Genomic DNA, 20,091 nt, shown 5'->3' with positions numbered 1-20,091 from the left:
CCGAAAAGTGAGTGTGGCATCAGGCCGGGCTCAGCCAGCCCTTGTCGCGGGCCATGTCGAGGAAGGCCTCGGCGTCGCGGGCGATGGCCTCGCGCTGGCCGGGAAAGGCAGCGTCGAGATCGGCGACGATGTCGTCGGCGCTACGCTGGCCGTCGCAGCGCTTGAGGATTTCGGCAGCTGCCGGGTTGAGTTTGATCAGGCCTTCCGGGTAGAGCAGGATGTGCGCATCCTGGCTGGCTTCCCAGCGGAAGACATAGTGCGGGTTAAGTTGCGGGCGGTTCATGGCGGGTTCTCGGGAAGGGGCGGCAGCCGAAGCCGCCGCCCGCTGGCCGCTCAACGCACGTAGACGTAGGCGGTGACTTCGAAGCCGAGGCGAATTTCGCAGTAAGCCGGGGTTTGCCAGTTCATCGGGTGTCTCCTTTATGGTGGAGCGACACCTTGCCGCTCCTGTGACTGATTATTGGCAAGCCGCTTAGTTCAGGCGCCCGGCCTTTCGCCAAATAGGCCTCATGAAAATCATGAGACCCGAGCCATCGGCGTATAGGCGCCCCAGCCTTCAATGTGTACCGGGCAGTAGGCGAGCAACATCGAATCCAGCATAGACCACAAGAGGTCGAGCTTGAACTGGAGGATTTCCAGTACCCGCTCCTGCTGCTCGCGGGTCGTGAAGTGGCCGAGCGTGACGCGCAGGCCGTTGATCACATCGCGCGGCGCCTCGGTCAGGCGGCGCTGGAAATAGTCGTAGCCTTCCGGCTCGATCCACGGGTAGTGGTTCGGCCAGTGCTCGAGGCGCGATTTGTGGATGGTCGGCGCGAACAACTCGGTCAGCGACGAGGCCGCCGCTTCCTGCCACGGGCTGCGGCGGGCGAAATTGACGTAAGCGTCGACGGCGAAACGCACGCCGGGCAACACCAGTTCTTGCGAAACGATCTGCTCGCGGGTCAGGCCGACCGCCTCGCCAAGACGAATCCAGGCCTCGATGCCGCCGGCCTCGCCACCGTAGCCGTCGTGGTCAAGAATGCGCTGCACCCAGTGGCGGCGCACCTCACGGTCCGGGCAATTGGACATGATCGCCGCGTCCTTGACCGGGATGCTGACCTGGTAGTAATAGCGGTTGGCCACCCAGGCCTGCAGTTGCTCGCGGCTACATTTGCCCTCGTGCATCATGACCTGGAAGGGATGATGGATGTGGTAGCTGACGCTCTTGGCGCGCAGCTTCGCTTCGAATTCTTCAGGCGTCCACGCCTTCAGTTCGTCCATTTTCATGTGTTGTCTCCGGTGTCGATCAGCATCCCGTCATAGGCCAGTTCGATGCCGGCGCGCGTCAGTTCGGCACGTTCCGGCGAGTCCTCGTCGAGGATGGGGTTGGTGTTATTGATGTGGATCAGCACCTTGCGCGGCTTCTTGTAGCGGCCGAGCAAGGCGATCATGCCGTCCGTCCCCGACTGCGGCAGGTGGCCAATGTCGCGGGCGGTCTTTTGCGAAAGGCCGAGGCGGATCATCTCGTCGTCGGTCCAGAACGTGCCGTCGAGCAACACGCAGTCAGCGCAGCCCAGATACTCGTCTAGATGCGGCTCCATGGCGCCGAAACCGGGCGCGTAGAAGACCTGGCGGCCGCTCGCGATGTCTTCGATCAGGACGCCGATGTTGTCGCCGGGGTGCGGGTCGTGGCGGTGCGGCGAATACGGCGGTGCCTTGCTGGAGAGCGGCACCGGCGTGAACCTGAGCCCCGCCGCCCCGGGAATGGAGAAGGGCGACGGGGACGATGCCTGCACCGGCTGCCATTGCACGGTGCAGAAGTGGGACAACACATTGAAAACCGGGTTGCCGGTGGTCAGGTCTTCATGGACCTGCGGCGTGCACCAGATGTCGAGCGGCTTGCCCTCGCGCAGCATGAAGAGGCCGGTGGTGTGGTCAATCTGGGCATCGATCAGCACGACGCCGACGATGCCCGTATCGCGCAGCCCGCGCCCCGGCTGCAGAGCCGGGTTGGCGCGAATCTGCGTCAGGATGTCGGGCGAGGCGTTGAACAGCACCCAGTCGACGCCGTTGGCACTGACCGCAATGGAAGACTGCGTGCGGGGAATGGTCCGCACGCTGCCATCGCGCATGCCGGCACAGTTACGGCAATTGCAGTTCCATTGCGGGAAGCCGCCGCCGGCGGCAGATCCGAGGACAAGTATCTGCATGGCGCCCTCCTCAGCCCATGAAGGCAGTGGACACCGCCCCCGCCCAGCGCTTGACCAGCGGTTTATGGAAACGCAGTGGCTTGCCGGCATGAGCCACCGCTTCCTGGACCAGATGATGGTGCGGCGAACGGCTGCACGCCGGATCGGTCGCCCCGGCGTCGCCGGTCAGCAGCAAGGCCTGGCAGCGGCAGCCGCCGAAATCCTTGTCCTTGTCGCCGCAGGAATTGCACGGCTCGGGCAGCCACTCGAGACCGCGATACTTGCGGAACAGTGGCGACTCCTCCCAGATCCAGGCCAGTGGCTGGTCGCGTACCGAGATGAAATCGAGACCCGGAATCACCCGCGCCTCCAGGCAGGGCAGCGCCACGCCGTCCGGCGCCAGCGTCAGGTGGATAGCCCCCCAACCATTCATGCATGCCTTGGGGCGCCCCTCGTAGTAATCGGGAATGACGAAATAGATGCGCATCTTGTCGCCCTGCTTCTCGCGCCAGCGCTGGACCACCGCCTCGGCGGCGCGCAGCTCGGTCAGGGTCGGCATCAACTCGTCGCGATTCATCAGCGCCCAGTTGTAATACTGGATGTTGGCCAGCTCGACATACTCGATGCCCAGCTCGTCGGCCCAGGCCAGCAGCGCATCGATCTCGCCGAGGTTCTGGCGGAACAGCGGCACGTTAAGCACCATCGGGAAACCATGCGCCTTGATCATCCGCGCCGCGTCCAGCTTGACGGCATGCGCCCTGGCACCGACCAGCGTATCGGTCAAGGCCGGCTGCATGGCCTGCATGGACAACTGCACCTGCTTCAGGCCGGCGGCCTTCAAGGCAATCAACCGTTCCTCGGTCAAGCCGATGGCCGAGGTGATCAGGTTGGTGTAGAAGCCGATGCTGTCGGCGTAAGCGACCAACTCTTCGAGATCGTCGCGCAGCAGCGGCTCGCCGCCGGTGAAACCGAGTTGCAGCGCCCCCAGATCACGCGCCTCCTTGAGCGCCTGCTTCCACTCCTCGGTCGACAACTCGCGCGCCGCGTAATCGTCGAAATCCAGCGGGTTGCTGCACCACGAACACTTCAGCGGGCAACGGTAAGTCAGCTCCGCCGACACCCACAGCGGCTTGCCCTGCCCGGACAGGCTGGGCGTATTTTGTTCGTGGGACATGGCATTCCTTTCACCGGCAACGATGCGATGAAGCATTGTTGGCCGAGGCGGGAAATGCCGCGCCGGGGAAATCGGGAAAGGGGGCTAGCGATTTTCAGGAGGGACTAAGGCTGCACGGCGTTGTCGCGGTGGACAGCCCCCCAAGACTCACCTACTCGACATATTCTGGCTCGGTACGTATGCTCTGCCGAGCCATTCTGAGGGCAACCGCAACGCTGACAGGATTTGTGGATCGATATAGCCGCGTGCCAGTAACGGGAAAAGCGTTTTGGGACGTGCGTTTGCCAAGTTATACGGCATCCTGGCAGCGTAAATTCTGTCAACTTCTAGGTACTGCTCTGCCATGTCCAATCCAGTTTTCGAGCTCATAGACAACACAACGTTTCGGGTTGGGGAAAGGATTGTGTCTTGCCACTTCTCAGACCCGCCATTTGATGGGAAATATCGCTATCACGCCGATGGAACATCAAATGAACGAGATCACATTACACAGCACCTGTTCGTTCACGACTTCAGGAATATTTGCCCTTCTGATCTGCCAAACGGCATCTCAATAAACATCCAATATCCAAAGTCAGAGTTTCGTCATGTTAACTTTGCCGAAATAAAGAAGGCCAATGACCAATCAGAACTCATCATTGTTCTTTGCTTCGACTATGTCGATTGGCACCTTCCAATCAATCTCCACAATTTTGCCGAACGCTACCGCGATGCCTTGCTTCATCTTGTCGACGGCGCGACTCAATCCAACATCGACCAATCCGAGCCTGGTCTATTCGTCACTTGCTCGATTTCAGTCGTTCCGGACACGGACTACCTATCTACGTATAGAAAGGCCGTAAGTCAAATACTCGCTACCTATAGGAAGTGTTTGGAGGACATCTACAAACAACCACTATCGAAAGAGAGCAAACCTATCCGAGCCGACGATAACACCGGCGCAAAATGGTGGTTTCGGTATGTAATCGTCCCAATATTGGGAAGTGGAGCTGTTGCAGCAATAGCTGCGGGCTTGATAGCGCTCGCAAGATGACAGCAGCACCTAGCCCGTTGGACATGAAAACCCGAAAATAATAGGGGACAAACCACAGTTTTTTAAGAAGCCAAGAATGACAATGGAAATAATCGTAGCCAATCTCAATTTCCCGTAATTTGATCCAGCATCCAATTATGAAAATACTAAAAACCGTCGCCCTTGCCGCATTACTCGGCATCTCAGTTTTTCTCGCATTTAACTGGACTCTCTTCGAAGACAACATCAATCCGCTTCTCTACCGACGCGGCCCAGATATGGTGGTTCGTTTGGAAGATTTCTCGGAAAAAATGACGAAGGCGGAAGTTATTCGCCGCCTGCCGGATGTCCCTTTGTCATGCGAAGACAATTCCTCTGCGCTTTCATTGGGCAATCATGTTTGTTACTCAAACATTGGTTCTTACGCCGGGGTTCGGGCGCTGCGGGTCGCTTTCTTTTTTCTCGACGGGCATCTCTCAAACATAAAAATCGACGTTCCCTGGTGGTCTCATGGTCAGATGGCAAGGCAACTGATCAAGGATCATGGTGCGCCGACGGGAGGGCAGGACCTTCCCCTCGACGGCATTCGCCTTGTCGGATGGCGGCTGGCACATGGAAACCTACTCTATAACCGCGACCGGGACCGTAATCCGCTCATGTGGAACACCATTCAGTGGGTAAGTCCAACGGCGGCAGAAGAGCTTGGCGGATTGTTCGTGCCTGTGAGCAAATAAGCTTAGATGCCCAGAGCGCTCAGTTACTTGGCTACCGGATTCTTGATTGCGCTTGCGATCGTCATTGGCATTTATTCAAAAATCAGTTCAATCATATGCTTGCTGCTTGCGTATGGATTTTTCCGTTTTGGGCGCCACGGGCTCGAAGGACTCACATCGCTAGTCGGCAATCACTCAGAGCCTGATTCCGGAGTGGACGAAATTGAAATCATCCACGAGTCCGAAAATGAACTCACAGTTCGCGGAAGCGACAGGGTGTTAATTCTGGATCGTGGACATCGTACTATCTCCGGCCTTCATTCGAAAATTGCGCCTTATGACCAGGTCCGCCACATCCTGATTCACCAGCAATTGAACTCAACGGATGATGCGGGCATGGGGCGGTATTCGGTTGTTTTGTCGCTTGGCATAATGAAATCCATCCACGTGGGCCATACAAACAGCCAGATCAATGCCTCAATCGTTGCTGCCAAACTCAGCACATGGACCGGCAAGCCTGTGGTCGCTTAAATCACCAAAATTCAGATCAGGCGCCTGCATGAGTACGTTTCTCGTCTCAGCGCCCATCGGACCAACAATGGCAATTTTGTGCTGGGTGACAAACGCTTCGCGACGGAGTTTGGGGCGGTGATTGACACAGACGTACCGGGTAGGAGCTGGAGTCTGGCGTGTTGCTGGGTGAATAGAATGACGGGAAAGCATGGTCGGTCCACGGTTTCTAACGGGACCAGCTCTGTCAGACCCGCTCGCATCTGCCCCAAAAAGATGTCGAAAACATTTACATAGATGGATTTGCCAGAACCGCCGATTCTTGATCCAAGTGGCTTTGCGGGCGCGGGCATCCTGTTTGCTCTATGTTTAGAACCGGCTTCGGGCGCAACTTGATCGGCAATTGAGGGCATCGCAAGCTGTCGGTTATTGCGGAGAAAAATGCGATCAAGCGAACCCGGTTCGTAGTCATGCCGGCGACGACGGTTTGCATGAACCTCTTTGTTGCAGGCACACGCGGATTTGATGCCGATGACTCCAGTGAGTGGGAAGCGAGGAAAAAAATGACCGAACCAGCGCCCCCCGACAACAAAGGTCTAAGGATTTTGCTCGAGGCACTGACCACGATCTCATATCTGAAAGGTGGGGAAGGGAGAGCCGCCGCCATCGCCGAATACGCGTTGGACCAGTTTGGGAAAGCCATAAGGAATGCCAAGGCCTCCGAATGTGTATCCGAAACGCAACTTTTCCCTGATCATTACCCGGAGCAACGCAATTACCACGGTCGCCGCCGAATCGATCGGCGAGATGTGAATAGCGGCCCGCGCATCGGGCAGGCGGAACGAAGACTTAATGCCGATCGCCGGGTGAATCCGGATCGTCGACGCGATCAGTTGATGTTTGTGGAGCAATAGCGGAAACCAAGAATGCGGTTTGTCCTGATCGACGGGTGATAGGTTTGGCCGTTGCAAGGACAAGACAATAAGAGACAAACCCTGAGGTTTCCGTAGCGGCAGCGCCATCGTTCTGCCCCTGCCAGTTACCGATCTGGCGAGTGCCGTTTTCTCAATTGAGCATGCTGCCGGGAACGCCTCGGCCGGCACACCATTGCGCCAGTTCGCCGGCCGGCATCGGATAGGCATAGAGGAAGCCCTGCACGGTGTCACAGCCGAGTTCGCGTAGCCGATCGACTTGGGCCTGCGTTTCGACGCCTTCGGCAACTGTCTCGATGCCCAGTTTTTGGGCCAGTTCAACGATGGTTTGGGCGAACAGATCCCCCTTGCCGTTATCGATTTCAACAACGAAGGAGCGGTCGATCTTCAGGCAGTCGATCGGCAGTTGGCGCAGATAGCTGAGCGAGGAGTAACCCGTACCGAAGTCGTCGATGCTGATCAGCACGCCGGCCTGGCGCAACGTTTCCAGATTGAGGAGGACGACAGCGGGCTCGTCGAGCAGCAGGCTTTCGGTAATTTCCAGTTCCAGGGCCGTGGCCAGCATGCCGTGCGCAGCCAGGGTAGCCATCACCCGTGCCGGAAAGTCGGGCTGGCGAAACTGCGGCATGCTGACGTTGACGGCAATATGGTGCGGCGCATGGCCGGCATCGAGCAAACTACGATAGGTGTCGCAACTGCGCTCGAGGACCCAGGCACCGATATCGACGATCAGCCCGGCATCCTCGGCGAGCTTGATGAAGACCGCGGGCGGGTGAACGAAGGCTCCATCGCCCGGCCAGCGAGCCAGCGCCTCGAGGCCGACCAGGCTCCCATCGGCCAGCGAGACTTGCGGCTGGTACCAGACCTCCAGTTGGCCGGCCTGGAAGTCGTGGCGCAGGCGGCGGATCACATCGAGGCGCCAGTGCGTCTGGGCTTCCATGTCCGGGGCGAAATGAATATGTCGCACATTCGGGCTGAGGCGGGCCTGGGTCAGTGCCATGTCGGCGTGCTTGAACAGGGTGCCGCCGGCCTCGCCGCCGGTGATCCGGCAATAGCCGAGATTGACGTCGACCTGGAGCTGATGTTCGCCGGCCGCGAAGGGTTCGGCCATCAAGGCCAGCATGCGTTCCGGTGCCAGTTGTGCCTCGTCGCCGAGCAGGCCGAAGCGGTCGGCACCGATATGGGCCAAGCGGCAGTCGCGGCAGGCGTAGCTCAGGCGGCGGGCGATAGCGATCAACAGCCGGTCGCCAACTTCTTGGCCGAGGGCATTGTTGATGTCGGTGAAATGGATGACGTCGAGCAGGCAGACCACCTGGCCGGGCTTGGCCAGCACCCCGGCGGTGCCGAGATCGGAGAGAAAGCGGGCGCGGTTGGCCAGGCCGGTCAGGGGATCGTGGTAGGCGATGAAGTTGAGACGTTCGACCAACCTAACGTTGCCGAAGCAGGTGGCGACATTGGCGGCAAAAACCTCGGCCAGTTGGCGCTCGACCGTCGTCAGTACCTTGTTGCTGCGCACGAAGAGGATGGCCTCCTGGTTGCGTTCGCGCAGGTAGAGCGCGATATGGTGATGGCCGAAGGAATGACGTTGGCGATTGATGCATTCCTTGAGGGTGGCGGCGATCTCCGGTTCGCCCAACTGATCGAGTCGCCGTCCGCTGTAGGTGGCCAGGTTGCCGGTGGCGGCGACGATATAGACCTCCTCCGAGGCGGCGGCCGCCAGCGGGCCGCCTTTCTCGGCGCAGAGCAGTCCGTCGCCGGGCAGGCGGAGCAAGGTGGTGATCTGGGCCAGGGCCTGTTTGGCGAAAGCGCCCAGCGTTGCCGCCTGCATCAGGTCGGCGGCACCGCTGACGATTATTTCCAGCCCCCGCTGGTTGTCGTTGAGGGCTTGCAATTGCTCATAGGAACGGATGGCGGCGATCAGGGTGGTGATCAGCCGGGTATGGGTCAGTTCGGCCTTGGTCTTGTAATCGTTGATGTCGTAGTCGCGGATCACTTCGAGTTCCGGCGCTTGTCCCGGCTGGCCGGTACGCAGCACGATGCGCACCTCGGTGCGCTGCAGGTCCTGGCGGATACGCTTGATCAGCCGCAGGCCGGCATCGGGGCTTTCCATCACGACATCGAGCAAGAGCACGGCAATTTCCGCCTCGTGCCCCATGATGGCGGCGGCCTCAGCGGCGCTGTGCGCATGGATCAGTTGCAGCCGGCGGCCGCACAGGCGGATGCCTTGCAGGGCAAAGAGCGTCGCCTCATGGACTTCCTCGTCGTCATCGACGATCAGCAGTTTCCACACCTCGTCGTTTTCAGGCGGTTCGGCGGGCGGCGCTTCGTCGGTTACGAAGTCGATGATCTCGTCGTCAAGCAGCATAGCTTTCCTCTTCGGCCAGCGGGTTGTCCGGCGCGACCAGTGGCAGCAACAACTCGAACAGAACGCCCTGGCCCGGCGCAGTCGACAGCGTGATGCTGCCGCCCAGCACGGCGGTGGTCAGGTTATAGACGATATACAGCCCCAGTCCACTGCCGCCGCTGCCCAGCTTGGTGGTGAAAAATGGGTCGAAGACCTTCCTGGCGTCGGCGGCACCGATCCCGATGCCATCGTCGGCATAGCGCAGGGTGACCTGCCCGTCGGCGACCGCTTCCGCTCCGATCCGGATGGTGCCGGCGGCGATGCCTTCAAATCCGTGCTGCAAGGAATTGGCGAGCAGGTTGGTGATGATCTGCTCGATCGGCCCCGGATAGCTGTCAAGGACGATACCGGCTGGCACATCGATTTCCAGGCGATGTCCGGTGTACTTGAGTTTCGGTTGCAGGGTGGATAACACCTCGTCGATGGCCTGGCGCAGATCGAAACGGCGGCGGCGCATGCTGGTCTGATCGACGGCAACCGCCTTGAAGTTGCCGATCAGACCGGCTGCCCGCTGCGAATTTCTTTGCAGCAGGGTGGCGGCGTTACGACAGTACTCGACGAAATCGAGCAGCGCCTGCTTGCGTAGCGTCCCCTCGGCCAGCAGTTGGGCGAACTCGTCGATCCGGCCAGCCATGGCCGAGGCCACCATCAGGGAATTGCCGAGCGGCGTGTTCAGCTCGTGCGCCACGCCCGCCACCAGGCTGCCCAGCGAGGCCAGCTTTTCCGACTGGACGAGCTGATTGGTGGCCTGCTCCAGTTTGGCGATCAGTACTTTCTGTTCTTCCTTCTCGCGTTCAAGTGCTTCATGCGCCAGCTTGCGCTGTTCGATCTCGCCCGCCATCTGGGCCTGGGTGTGCTGCAGCTTGCGGTTGATCTTCTCGTTCTCGTGCAGCGCGGCTTCCAGTTCCCTGGTCCGTTCGCGGATCTGGTCTTCCAGCATCACCGCGGTCTGGAACAGGCCGAAATCCGAGCTGCGCGTGCTCCTGCGCTGCTCGGCATGGTCCATCAATATCTCGATGATTTTCTTGTGGCGAGCGACTTCTGCCTGCAGCGCCTCAACCTCGGCGGGAGCCGGCGATAGGCAGGTTTCCTCAGGCATCGCTGGTCTCGACATGGGCGATGGCGATGCCGCTCAGAGTCTGATTGACATGTACGCCGTGGAACTGCTCGCCATAGGTGCTGAAACCGATGGCATTGTTGTCGCGAAAGATTCGCCCCACCGCCTGCTTGACGCCGGCCTGCGTGACTTCCAGATTGCGCAGGATGCAATCGCAGGCGAAGACGAATTGCAGCGGGCCGATCTCGGCGCGCAACGTGGCAAAGGTCTCCTCCAGATTCCCGAGCAGGTCGACGCCGCGCACCACCCGCAGGACCAGTCCCTCCTCGATGGCGCAGTAGAAGGTCAGGCTGCCGTCGGCATTGGCTTTCTGGATCGAGCGCACGTAATCGGTGCCATCGATCGCCACCACAACCGGCCGGGCGGCAAAGCGCGTCGGGTCGAGCAAGCCCGCCGTCGTCCCGACAATCCGCGCGTACTCGTCGGCGGCCGGCAGGCAATTTATTTCCTTGACCAGGCGCCGGCTGGCATCGGCGGCCGTCACCACCAGGCGTTCGCTTTCACTGACGAAATGCTGGGTCTTGAAGATCCGGAATGGCAGTTCGGTGCTGATCAGCAGCAATACCGCGCTGTCGCTATGAAAAGCTCCGTCATGGAACACCCAGGTGCTTTCCAGGCGAAGATCGTCGCCGGCCGAGCCGCCGAACAGGCTGATGTCGCCCAGCGCATTCTGCAAGGCGTGGGCCACCGGCTCTTCGCGTTGGGACAAGCCATCGATCAACAGGAAGGCAAACGTGTTGTCGGGACAGGCCGCCGGCGCCGTGCTCTCCAGCTGCCCGAGCAGCGCGTGGGCGAGGAGCATGCCCCGTTTGATCTCGAACTGTTGCAGATGGTCGATGTAGCCGCTGACCGCGGAGCACGTCGCGGCCGGAAAACTGGCGCCAACCAGCCCCTGCTCGCGGTAGCCGAGCGGTCCGATTTCTCCGGCAGTAGTGCACCCGACGACCTGGACGCCAGGGAATTGACGATTCATTTCCTCCGCCAAGCTATCGCGGTCATAGCTGCTTGAACAGAAGAAGACCACCACTGCCATGTCGTCCTGCGCTATTCCGGCATGCAGTTCACTAACCGCCTGACGCGGTTCGCCGGCACATGACTGCGCCGTGCGAATTTGCTTGCTTGATCCCATCCTTGTCTCCACAGACTAGCCGTCTTGTCCGCCCATTCGGCTTTCCTTGCCCGCTGCTATTGTTTTTTCGACGACAAAGATTAGAGCAGCACCGGCAATTTCGGTTCAGAATCGGTCACCTGAAGGCGAGTGTCAATCAAAACACCGCCACAAAGACCGATTTGGCTAGCCAAGCTGCAAAATGATAACTACCCCAGTTTATCCATGAGCACTTTCCTTCTCGTCGCCCTCGTCCTCGTGTTTGCCCTGAACGCCCATGCGACGCTGTCACTCTATCGCAGCCCGTTGTATGACGCCCGCCAGAAGTGGCCGCAACTGTTCCTGATCTGGCTGCTTCCATTCCTCGGCGCGATACTGGCCATCCAGTTTTCCAGAGAGTCCCGGCAGGGTCGGCGCGCGGGTGACTATTCAGCCGACTGCAGCATCGGCGCCGGGCTGGGTAGCTATTCCGCCGGTGACTGCGCTACCGGTGATGGCAGCGCGGGTGGTGACTGCGGCGGCGGAGGCGGTGATGGTGGTGGGGGCGGCGACTAGGCAGTGATAGCCATCCTATCCGTTCAGTTCATGGCGAGAGCACTGAGCTTCCCCCGTCATGGCGCCGCCCCCTCTTCGTCAAAACCGATGGATAGTCCTTCCATGCGACTGATCATTTCCACATTCCTGATCGCTGTTCAATCGCTGCTGTTCATTTCGCTGGCCAGCGCAGCCCCTGTTACACCGTCGGTTCGTACCGAAATCGATGCCCTGCTCTCGATCCTCGAGAAATCCGCCTGCGAGTTCAATCGTAACGGTGCGTGGCACAGCGCGCGCGAAGCCAAGGCGCACCTGCTGAGCAAGCTTGAGTATCTGGAACGAAAGAACGCGGTCGCCAGCACCGAACAGTTCATCGAACGGGGGGCAACGAGCAGCAGCTTCAGCGGCAAGCCCTATCTGGTCAAATGCACCAACGCCGATCCCGTCGCCAGCAGCGAGTGGCTGTCGACAATGCTGAAGACCATCCGCTCGGCCCAGCCCGCGGCTTCCAGCAACAGCCAGTAAATCCCGGCTCGCCCGGCTAGTCCCGGTGCTTGCGCCGCCAGAAGACGTTCATCATCGGTTTGACGCTGGCGCCGTGGGCCAGGATCGATAGCGTGACGACCACTAACGTCAGCTGGATCAGTTGCAGCGACAGGGCTTCGGGCAGGCCGTGCTGGATGACGTACATCAGGTAGTACAGCGAGCCGATGCCGCGCACGCCGAACCAGCCGATCAGGCCGCGCATGCGCCAGGAGGCGCCGCTGCCGACCATGCCGAGCAGGACGCTAAGCGGGCGCACGACCACGAAGAGGAAGGCGGCGAAGCCAACGGCGCGCCAGCTCCACGAGTCGACGAACAGCATGCCGCCGACAAGCAGGATGAGCAGCACTTCCGAGAGGCGTTCCAGGTGCTCCTTGAAGACCAGCGAGCCTTCGCTGACCAGGGCTGGCGGCTCGGCCAGGACTTCCGGCCGGGTCACCACCGGCGCTGCCTCCGGGACTTTCCTGACCAGGCCAGCCAGCTTGAGTTCCGTCTGGTGGAGCGCGACGGCGGCAAAGAAGACCGCCAGGAAACCCCAGGCATCGATCAATACGCAGATGCCGTAGACAACGCCAATCAGCCCGAGGCCGAGGAAGTCGTCCATCAGTTCGCGGCCTTTCTGTTCGCCGCGGATTTTCCAGGTCAGCCGCGCCAGCAGGGTGCCACTGACCACGCCCACGGCAATGCCGGCCAGCGTCGCCCATAGGACATCAACCAGGACCCAACGGACACCGGTTTCGCCGATTTCATGCAGGCCGAGCAGGCCCATGCCGAGCATCACGAAGGGAAAGGCGCTGCCGTCGTTCATGCCGGCTTCGCAGGTCAGCGCGAAACGCAGTTCGTCCTGATCGCCGGGATGGCGGATCTGGACGTCGGTGGCGAGCACCGGGTCGGTCGGCGCGACGATGGCGCCGAGCAGAACGCAGGCGCCGAGCGGCATCTCGAGCAGGTAGTAGGCGAAGGCGGCGACCAATCCGACGCTGGCCGCCATCGACACCGTGGCGAGCAGAACCGGCGTGCGCCAGCGCTTGAAAACGATCGGGGCGGGCATCTTGACGCCGGCCGAGAACAGCGAGATCAGCACCGCGACCTCGGTCAGCACTTCGAGCAGGGCCGACTGCTTGAGCGGGTTGAAGTGGAAGACGTTGAGTACGGTCGGCCCGACCACGAGGCCGACGGCGAGATAGATGATGGCCGAGGTGACCGGCAAGGACTTGAGACGGGAGTTGGTCAGCGCCATGAACAATAGCAGTCCGCCGACCAGCAAAAACCATAGGGGGGTGGAAATCATGGCCTTAGTTTAAACGACAAGGCCGCCGGCCAGTACCCCATGCCTGGCCGGTCGCCGTCGGCGCCGAGCGTTCATGGCCGGCGATTCTCGCGAAAACGCCAGCCTGTGCCACGCTCCACAACGCCAAGCTTTCTTCGCGATTTTTCAATTGGTCTACTATGTTGATGGAGGCAGTGCGTCATTGATGCCTGCCCTCACGATGATCAAATCGATTCCCAGCGCCAGGCGCAAAACCGGGTTTTTGAACGCAGCTTATGTATCCATGTCTATTTGGTGGATAGCATCGTGGAGCCAATGCCATGCCATCCGAACGCTCAACAACACCCTCAAAAGAGGAAGAAAACCCAATGAATCAGGAAACTTTCTGGAGCAATCGTTACCGGGATGCGGGTGACGGCTATCTGTTTGGAACGGAACCGAACCGGTTTCTCGCACATCGCCAGGAACTTCTGCAGACCGGACGAACAGCCCTTTCCGTTGCCGACGGCGAGGGCAGAAACTCGGTCTGGCTGGCCGAACAAGGCCTGGAAGTAACGGCAATCGAAATCTCCGCCATCGCCCTGGAAAAGGCCCGCCGCCTGGCTACCGGACGCAAGGTCGAGGTCAACTTCATCCAGGCCGACATGCTGGCGCCGGGCTGGCCCGCACCCGAACTGCACGACGCCTTCGACTGGGTATTCGGCATCTTCATCCAGTTCGTGGCCCCGGAATGGCGCTCGCGGCAGTTCGAAGTGATGAAGAAAGTCACCGCCCCGGGCGGACGCATCCTGCTTCAGGGCTACACGCCGAAACAGCTCGACTACGGCACCGGTGGCCCGTCCGCGGTAGAGAATCTGTACACCGAGGAAATTCTCCGCACCGAGTTTACCGACTGGCAGATCGAGGAACTCGTCACCTACGAAGAAGATATTGCCGAGGGCAACGCCCACCAGGGGCGTTCCGCCCTGATCGGCCTGATCGCCCGCAAGCCCGGGTAACCTATCCGGCGGATGGCGGCCCGCGCCGCCTCCGCCGGGCATTAGCACGCCAAACCAGGTGAATGAAGCGGGGGGTGCATCGGTATACTCTGCGGATGAATTACGTCGCCGTTCGCAGACGCCTGCCCCTCAGACTGCTTGTCGGCCTGGCCCCGCTGTTTGTCCCGTGGGCCGGGGATGCCATGGCGAACGACGTGGCGATCGGCGTCTTTGCCTACCAGGGCGAGCGCGCCGCAATTTCCGACTGGACACCGCTGGTCCGCTACCTTAACAAGGCGCTGCCCGAACACCATTTCCGCCTCGAGAACCACGACGCCGAAGGCCTGCGCAAAGCCATCGCCGGCCATCGCATCGATCTGGTGATCACCAACCCGGGCTATTACATCGCCATGGAGGCGGAGTTCGGTCTCAGTCGAATCGCCACCCTGGAGTCGCCGGGCACGCCGGCGCTCAAGGCGCTGGGTTCGGTGGTCCTGGCCCGCGCCGACCGCAGCGACCTCAACGAACTCTCAGACCTCGCCGGCAAACGGGTGGCCGCGGTCGCCCCGGAGGCCTTCGGTGGCTACCTGCTGGCGGCACGGGAGATGCTGCGTCGCGGGGTCGAACCGGAAGCCGATCTCGAGGAACTCCGTTTCATCGGCCTGCCGATGACGCGCATCGTCGAAGCAGTGCAAAAAGGGGAAGTCGATGCCGGCATCGTCCGCGCCTGCCTGGCCGAACAGATGGCGGCCCGGGGCGAACTCCGGCTGAGCGATTTCCGCGTCCTTTCGGCACTCCCGGACAAAGCCCTGCCCTGCGCCCTGTCCACCCCGCTCTATCCGAACTGGCCGATCGCCGTTACCCGGCAGACCGACCCGGTGCTCGCCAAGCAGGTCGCCCGCGCCCTGCTCGCGATGACCGACGCCGACGACAGCCTGAACTGGACGGTGCCGGCCGACTATCAGCCGGTGCACGATCTTTATCGGGAATTGCGCATCGGGCCCTATGCCTACCTGCGCGACATCACGCCGGAAGGGCTGGCGCGACGCTTCTGGCCCTGGCTGCTCGGCATGCTGGCGGTACTGATCGCCTGGATCATCCATACCGTGCGCGTCGAGCATCTGGTGCAGCGGCGGACCGCGGAGTTGCGCGAGTCCCTGGATGCCCGCGAGCAGGCCGAGTCGAGAATACGCCAGAGCCAGGAACAGATGGAACACCTGTCGCGGCTGTCGGTACTCGGCGAGTTGTCGGGCAACCTGGCCCACGAACTGAATCAGCCACTGACCACGATCGGCAACTACGCGCGTAGCGTGCTGCGTCGCCAGGACAGCGACCGACTGACCCCGGAGGCGATCAGCGAAGCCTGCAGCGAGATCGTCAGCGAGGCCGAACGGGCCGGCGGAATCGTCCAGCGCATCCGCCATTTCGTCAAGAAGCGTGCTGCCGTGCGCAATCCGGTCGATCTGCCGGCGATTGCCGAAGAGGCCCGGCATCTGATCGTTGGCATGCTGGCCCACCCGCCGGAGGTGCTTATCGACAACCGGCTGTCCGCCCACTGCGCGGTACTGGCCGATGCCCGCAGATCCAGCAGGTCCTGCTCAACCTGATCAAGAATGCCATCGATGCCGGCCGCAACCTGCCTCCCGAGCGCCAAAGCATCAGGATCGTCGTCGAGGCGGCCGAAAACCGGGTTCACCTTCACGTCATCGACCGCGGCAGCGGCCTCGACGCTACCCAACTGACGCATCTGTTCGAACCCTTCTTCACCACCAAGCCCGACGGCCTGGGCCTCGGCCTGCCGATCTGCAAGACCATCATCGAAGCCCACGGCGGCCGGCTCTGGGCAGAGCCCAACCGCGACGGCCCGGGCATGCGCTTTTCTTTCTCCCTCCCCTGCCATGAACCATCCACCTGAAGAATGCCTGGTCCATGTCGTTGACGACGATGCTGCCCTGCGCCGCTCGCTGCGCTTCCTGCTCGACTCGGTCGGCTGGAAGGTCCAGCTCTACGCCTCGGCCGAGGAATTCCTCGAGGTCGCCGCGGTGCCGACCCGGCCTTCTTGCCTGCTGCTCGACATCCGCATGCCGGCGATGAGCGGCCTGGAATTGCAGCAGGTGCTGCGCGAACGCGGCGTACTCATGCCGATCCTGTTCATGACCGGCCACGCCGATGTCTCGATGGCGGTCCAGGCAATGAAATCCGGAGCCAGCGACTTTATCGAAAAGCCATTTAAGGATCAGATGCTGCTTGACGCCGTGTCTGCGGCCATCCGGCGCAGCGCCGAGGCGCTCGAAGAAACGCAGCGGCGCGATGCCGCCCTCGCCCTGCTCACCGCGCTGTCACCCAGGGAAAAGGAAGCCGCCCGGCTGATCGCGCTCGGCCAGCCCAACAAGCTGATCGCGGCGGCGCTCGGCATCAGCGAGAAGACGGTACACATCCACCGTCAGCACATCATGGAAAAAGCCGGCATCTCCTCGGCCGCCGAACTGGCCCGCCTGATGCTGCGGGCCGATCCGGCGGCACTGGACTAGCGGCTCAAGCCCGGCGGATCTTCGCCGGCAAGCCATTGCGCACGGCGGCACCGGAGACGGCATCGACCCAGGGCGCCCGGTCCGGTCGGGTCGGGTCGAGCAGGCCGATGTCGTTGAGATTGACGCCGGCGGCCAGACGCTCGTTCTCCGGCTGCCGTTGGTCGCCGATGCGATGGGAGCGGGCGCCCAGTTCGCGATGGCCGAAGCCATGCTCAAAGGCCGCCACACCCGGCGTGATCCCGGGATGGACCATGACCCTGGCCTTGAGGCTGCCGGCCGGCGTCGTGATCTCGGTCAGGTCGCCCATGGCCAGATGCAGGCGCTGGGCATCGTCGGGGTGGATCAATACGGGGTTTTCCGGATGCAGGGCGAGCAGGCGGGTCGCTCCGATCGAGTATGGGTTCTGCAGTGCCGACTTGTAGCTGACCAGTTGCATCGGCCACTGCTCGGCCGGATAGTGCTGGCGCACCGGCGTCCCGTCGGCGAACGACGGCTCGACCCAGCTCGCGCAGCCGCTGAAGCGCTTGCCGCTCAGACTGTTTTTGGCGGTCCCGACATTTTCGTTCCAGAGGTGCGCCATGGCCTTCATCGGGTTGCGCATCCACTCCGGATTGTCCTCGTCGTAGGCATCCTTGCCCGGCTGGTAGCGGCCGCCGCGACTGAGCAGGAAAGCCACCTTGGCCACCTCTTCCGGCTTCAGCGTCTTTTCGAGCAGCGGGCGGATGCGTTCGACGCCGGAGAGAATGATGTCCTCCTCGCTGGCATCGGCCACCGGCTCCTTGCCCAGCCAGGCGATATTGGCGCCACCGCGCAGATACCAGTCCTCGGGGGCATCCAGGGCGTAGCTGTTGCCTTCCGGGTCGCTGATCGCCCCGGCGCCGAAGCCTGGCAGCTGCATGGCCTTGGCCAGGGCGATGAAGAAGGTTTCCATGCCGATCGCGCGCCCGTCCGGCCCTTTCTCGGCCTTGGGCTCGATGACCGGCCAGCGGGCGCTCATCGCCTTGGTCGGCACGCCGTTCCAGGCCGCCACCCAGCCCCAGCTTTCGTACATCAGGGAATCGGGAACGATGTAGTCGGCGTAGGCATTGCTCTCGTTGATGAAGGGATCGACCGAAATGATCAAGGGCAGTTTCTGCGGATCGGCCAGATCCTTGGCGATCTTTTGGCGCAGGCCGGTTACCCCGTAGAGCGGGTTGGACGACCAGAGGATCAGCGCCTTCAAGGCGTAGGGATAGCCGTTGATGCCGCCGGGCAGCAGTTCGGTGGTCAGCCCCGGGGCATTCGGGAACCACGGTGCCGCTGCCGGATAGGGCTTGCCTTCGGCTTTCTTGGCGGCGAATTCGGCGGTTTTCTCGTAGGGCACATTGCGCCCGAGCGGCGTGCCGGAAGGCTTGACCATGCCGGGGAAGGCGTCGAGGTTGTAGCGCGGCCCCTCGCCGTTGTCCTTGAAGCCGCCGCCGTTGGCGACGAAGCCGCCCTTCCAGTTGATATTGCCGAGCAGGGCGTTGATGCTCATCAGCGCGTAGGCGTTGTAGAAGCCGCTGCCGCTCATCATGCCGCCGTGGGCGATGACCGAGGCGCGCTTGCCGTGCGACGCCAGCTCCTTGGCCAGGGCGGCCAGGGTCTCAGCTGGGATGCCACAGGCTGCGGCATAGGCGGGCAGGTCGAGGCGCATGGCCTCGTCGCGCAGCAGTTGCAGCGACGATTTGACCCGCACCTCCTTGCCGCCGACGGCGAGCACGGTGTCGACCAGCAATTGGGCCGGGCCCGTTGCCAGGCTGCTCAATACCGGCTTGCCTGAATCATCAAGACAAACGAAGGCGTCGCCTTCCTTGTAACGCTGCTCTTCGGACAGCTCGGCGCCAAGATCGGAGGCGCGCAGGAAGCGCCGTTCGCGCGGGTGTTGCGGCTCGACGACGACCAGGTGGCTGGCATTGGAGAACGACGGTTCGCCGTTCTGTTTGGCCAGTTCCGCATTGGGAAAGCCCAGGAAATGCGCATCGAAACGCTCGTTCTCGAACAGCCAGCGGATGATCGCCATGGCCAGCGCCCCGTCGGTGCCGGGACGGATCGGCAACCAGCGGCCACGGTCGCCGCTGGCCCGGTTGTCGGCATGGGTCAGCACTGGGTCGACCACGACGTAGGATAGTTTGCCTTGTGTGCGCGCCTTGGCGACCAGCGTGCCCTGGCGCTTGAAGGGATTGCCGGCCTGGCCCGGGGCAGTGCCGACGAAAAGGACGAACTCGGCATTGGCGAAATCCGGCTTGCAGTGCGGCATCGCCTTCATGTCACCGAACATGGCGCCGGAACCGGAGCGGTAGGAGCCGCCGCAGTAGGAACCGTGGCCGATGAAGTTCAGCGTACCGTAGGCTTTCTGGAAGAAGCGGCGGGCGAAGTTCTCGCGCCCGTCATTGACGCTGGAGAGCACCGCCACCTGGTTGACCCGCGGCCCGAGCGCCGGCTGCGCGCTGTCGATCGGCGTCTTCAGGTCGCGCAGGCTGCCCAAGCCTTCGACGTTGCCTTCGCCGAACAGGTTGCCGCCCGCCACCACTTCCTTGACCAGCTGCTCGAAGGAGATCGGCGCCCATTGCCCGCCGTTGCGCGGACCGACGCGCTTGAGCGGGGTCAGTACGCGATATGGCGAGTCGATCTGCTGGGCGACGGCGTTGCCGCGGCCGCAGGCCGTGGAGCGGCCATCCAGCCCCTTGCCGTTATGGGCCGAGATGGCGACGAAACTCTCGCGGACGCTGGCCTTCATCGGCAGATGCGGGTCGGTGGACAGCGGGCTGTAAGGATTGCCCGCCACCCGCAGCACCTTGCCGGAAGCCCGGTCGATGCGGACGCGGACGCCGCACATCGTGGTGCAGCCGAGGCAGGTCGTATAGCTGACCTGCTGGGCCTGATTGACCTCGAGCCGCCCTTGGCGGTCGATGCGGAATTCCGGGGCCGGGGCGTCGCCGGCGGTCTGGTGCCTGGGGGCATCCTTGCCGAAGAGCTTGCCGACCATGCGGCCGGCCGTTTCGGAATAACCGACGGCGAAGGCGGTCAGGCCGCCGAGGGCGAGAACTTGACGACGTTTGCTGATTTTCATGATCGTA

Annotated in this window: 21 protein-coding genes; 11 read left to right on the top strand and 10 right to left on the bottom strand. The window is 62.0% G+C overall.

Annotation, left to right across the window (positions count from 1 at the left end; translation table 11 throughout):
- Positions 1 to 19 precede the first annotated feature (19 nt).
- The 5 genes from pqqD to pqqE form a co-directional block, all read right to left on the bottom strand.
- On the bottom strand, positions 20 to 283 hold the full coding sequence (gene pqqD / locus NQE15_RS09335) for a pyrroloquinoline quinone biosynthesis peptide chaperone PqqD (protein ID WP_265948978.1): 264 nt from the start codon (positions 281 to 283) through the stop codon (positions 20 to 22).
- A gap of 50 nt (positions 284 to 333) precedes the next feature.
- Entirely contained in the window at positions 334 to 408 is a 75-nt protein-coding gene (gene pqqA / locus NQE15_RS24035; RefSeq protein ID WP_084019755.1) for a pyrroloquinoline quinone precursor peptide PqqA, read from the bottom strand.
- Between the two features lie 108 nt (positions 409 to 516).
- Positions 517 to 1,260 carry a pyrroloquinoline-quinone synthase PqqC gene (pqqC, locus tag NQE15_RS09330; RefSeq protein ID WP_416336535.1) on the bottom strand — a complete coding sequence of 248 codons (744 nt, stop codon included), beginning with the start codon at positions 1,258 to 1,260 and terminating at the stop codon, positions 517 to 519.
- A gap of 2 nt (positions 1,261 to 1,262) precedes the next feature.
- Complete coding sequence (pqqB, locus tag NQE15_RS09325) at positions 1,263 to 2,189, bottom strand: pyrroloquinoline quinone biosynthesis protein PqqB (RefSeq protein ID WP_265948969.1); 927 nt, start codon at positions 2,187 to 2,189, stop codon at positions 1,263 to 1,265.
- A 10-nt stretch (positions 2,190 to 2,199) separates the two neighbouring features.
- The gene (gene pqqE / locus NQE15_RS09320; protein WP_265948967.1) at positions 2,200 to 3,342 is read right to left on the bottom strand and encodes a pyrroloquinoline quinone biosynthesis protein PqqE; all 1,143 of its coding nucleotides are present in this window, start codon (positions 3,340 to 3,342) and stop codon (positions 2,200 to 2,202) included.
- A 343-nt stretch (positions 3,343 to 3,685) separates the two neighbouring features.
- Between pqqE and NQE15_RS09315 the strand changes: the two genes are divergently transcribed.
- The 4 genes from NQE15_RS09315 (at position 3,686) to NQE15_RS09300 (ending at position 6,491) form a co-directional block, all read left to right on the top strand.
- On the top strand, positions 3,686 to 4,375 hold the full coding sequence (locus tag NQE15_RS09315) for a hypothetical protein (RefSeq protein ID WP_265948962.1): 690 nt from the start codon (positions 3,686 to 3,688) through the stop codon (positions 4,373 to 4,375).
- Positions 4,376 to 4,512: 137 nt separating this feature from the next.
- Complete coding sequence (locus NQE15_RS09310) at positions 4,513 to 5,088, top strand: hypothetical protein (RefSeq protein WP_265948956.1); 576 nt, start codon at positions 4,513 to 4,515, stop codon at positions 5,086 to 5,088.
- A 6-nt stretch (positions 5,089 to 5,094) separates the two neighbouring features.
- The gene (locus tag NQE15_RS09305) at positions 5,095 to 5,598 is read left to right on the top strand and encodes a hypothetical protein (RefSeq protein ID WP_265948949.1); all 504 of its coding nucleotides are present in this window, start codon (positions 5,095 to 5,097) and stop codon (positions 5,596 to 5,598) included.
- 470 nt (positions 5,599 to 6,068) lie between these two features.
- The gene (locus NQE15_RS09300) at positions 6,069 to 6,491 is read left to right on the top strand and encodes a hypothetical protein (RefSeq protein WP_265948943.1); all 423 of its coding nucleotides are present in this window, start codon (positions 6,069 to 6,071) and stop codon (positions 6,489 to 6,491) included.
- A 151-nt stretch (positions 6,492 to 6,642) separates the two neighbouring features.
- On the opposite strand, the gene NQE15_RS09295 is transcribed toward NQE15_RS09300, so the two are convergent.
- The 3 genes from NQE15_RS09295 to nosP are packed head-to-tail and all read right to left on the bottom strand — an operon-like array spanning position 6,643 to position 11,159.
- Positions 6,643 to 8,874: a putative bifunctional diguanylate cyclase/phosphodiesterase gene (locus NQE15_RS09295; RefSeq protein WP_265948938.1), complete on the bottom strand. Its 2,232-nt coding sequence runs from the start codon at positions 8,872 to 8,874 to the stop codon at positions 6,643 to 6,645.
- The gene (locus NQE15_RS09290; RefSeq protein WP_265948935.1) at positions 8,864 to 10,012 is read right to left on the bottom strand and encodes a sensor histidine kinase; all 1,149 of its coding nucleotides are present in this window, start codon (positions 10,010 to 10,012) and stop codon (positions 8,864 to 8,866) included. Before NQE15_RS09290 ends, NQE15_RS09295 begins: the two co-directional genes overlap by 11 nt.
- Positions 10,005 to 11,159: a nitric oxide-sensing protein NosP gene (nosP, locus tag NQE15_RS09285; RefSeq protein ID WP_265948932.1), complete on the bottom strand. Its 1,155-nt coding sequence runs from the start codon at positions 11,157 to 11,159 to the stop codon at positions 10,005 to 10,007. The genes NQE15_RS09290 and nosP overlap by 8 nt, the downstream gene beginning before the upstream one ends.
- A gap of 204 nt (positions 11,160 to 11,363) precedes the next feature.
- On the opposite strand from nosP, the gene NQE15_RS09280 reads away from it, so the two are divergent.
- Positions 11,364 to 11,693: a hypothetical protein gene (locus NQE15_RS09280; RefSeq protein WP_265948930.1), complete on the top strand. Its 330-nt coding sequence runs from the start codon at positions 11,364 to 11,366 to the stop codon at positions 11,691 to 11,693.
- 102 nt (positions 11,694 to 11,795) lie between these two features.
- Positions 11,796 to 12,197 carry a DUF5329 domain-containing protein gene (locus NQE15_RS09275; RefSeq protein WP_265948925.1) on the top strand — a complete coding sequence of 134 codons (402 nt, stop codon included), beginning with the start codon at positions 11,796 to 11,798 and terminating at the stop codon, positions 12,195 to 12,197.
- A gap of 16 nt (positions 12,198 to 12,213) precedes the next feature.
- Here the strand turns inward: NQE15_RS09275 and NQE15_RS09270 are convergent, their stop codons facing one another.
- Positions 12,214 to 13,506, bottom strand: a complete 1,293-nt coding sequence (locus tag NQE15_RS09270; RefSeq protein WP_265948916.1) for a cation:proton antiporter — start codon at positions 13,504 to 13,506, stop codon at positions 12,214 to 12,216.
- A 73-nt stretch (positions 13,507 to 13,579) separates the two neighbouring features.
- On the opposite strand from NQE15_RS09270, the gene NQE15_RS09265 reads away from it, so the two are divergent.
- From NQE15_RS09265 to NQE15_RS09245, 5 genes are all read left to right on the top strand, one after another.
- Entirely contained in the window at positions 13,580 to 13,900 is a 321-nt protein-coding gene (locus tag NQE15_RS09265) for a hypothetical protein (RefSeq protein WP_265948908.1), read from the top strand.
- Positions 13,854 to 14,483 carry an SAM-dependent methyltransferase gene (locus tag NQE15_RS09260; RefSeq protein ID WP_265948905.1) on the top strand — a complete coding sequence of 210 codons (630 nt, stop codon included), beginning with the start codon at positions 13,854 to 13,856 and terminating at the stop codon, positions 14,481 to 14,483. The genes NQE15_RS09265 and NQE15_RS09260 overlap by 47 nt, the downstream gene beginning before the upstream one ends.
- A 182-nt stretch (positions 14,484 to 14,665) precedes the next feature.
- Positions 14,666 to 16,069 carry a sensor histidine kinase gene (locus NQE15_RS09255; protein ID WP_265948902.1) on the top strand — a complete coding sequence of 468 codons (1,404 nt, stop codon included), beginning with the start codon at positions 14,666 to 14,668 and terminating at the stop codon, positions 16,067 to 16,069.
- Entirely contained in the window at positions 16,018 to 16,377 is a 360-nt protein-coding gene (locus NQE15_RS09250) for a sensor histidine kinase (protein ID WP_323054987.1), read from the top strand. Before NQE15_RS09255 ends, NQE15_RS09250 begins: the two co-directional genes overlap by 52 nt.
- Entirely contained in the window at positions 16,361 to 16,993 is a 633-nt protein-coding gene (locus NQE15_RS09245; protein ID WP_265948900.1) for a response regulator transcription factor, read from the top strand. The genes NQE15_RS09250 and NQE15_RS09245 overlap by 17 nt, the downstream gene beginning before the upstream one ends.
- A 4-nt stretch (positions 16,994 to 16,997) precedes the next feature.
- On the opposite strand, the gene NQE15_RS09240 is transcribed toward NQE15_RS09245, so the two are convergent.
- Positions 16,998 to 20,084, bottom strand: coding sequence for a molybdopterin dinucleotide binding domain-containing protein (locus tag NQE15_RS09240; RefSeq protein ID WP_265948897.1), 3,087 nt, complete (start codon positions 20,082 to 20,084; stop codon positions 16,998 to 17,000).
- Between the last annotated feature and the right edge of the window lie 7 nt (positions 20,085 to 20,091).

The sequence above is a fragment of the Dechloromonas sp. A34 genome (assembly GCF_026261605.1).
In the GTDB taxonomy this organism is placed as follows: domain Bacteria; phylum Pseudomonadota; class Gammaproteobacteria; order Burkholderiales; family Rhodocyclaceae; genus Azonexus.
Note: the sequence above shows the minus strand (reverse complement) of the source record. Positions and strands in the feature narration are given on the sequence as shown.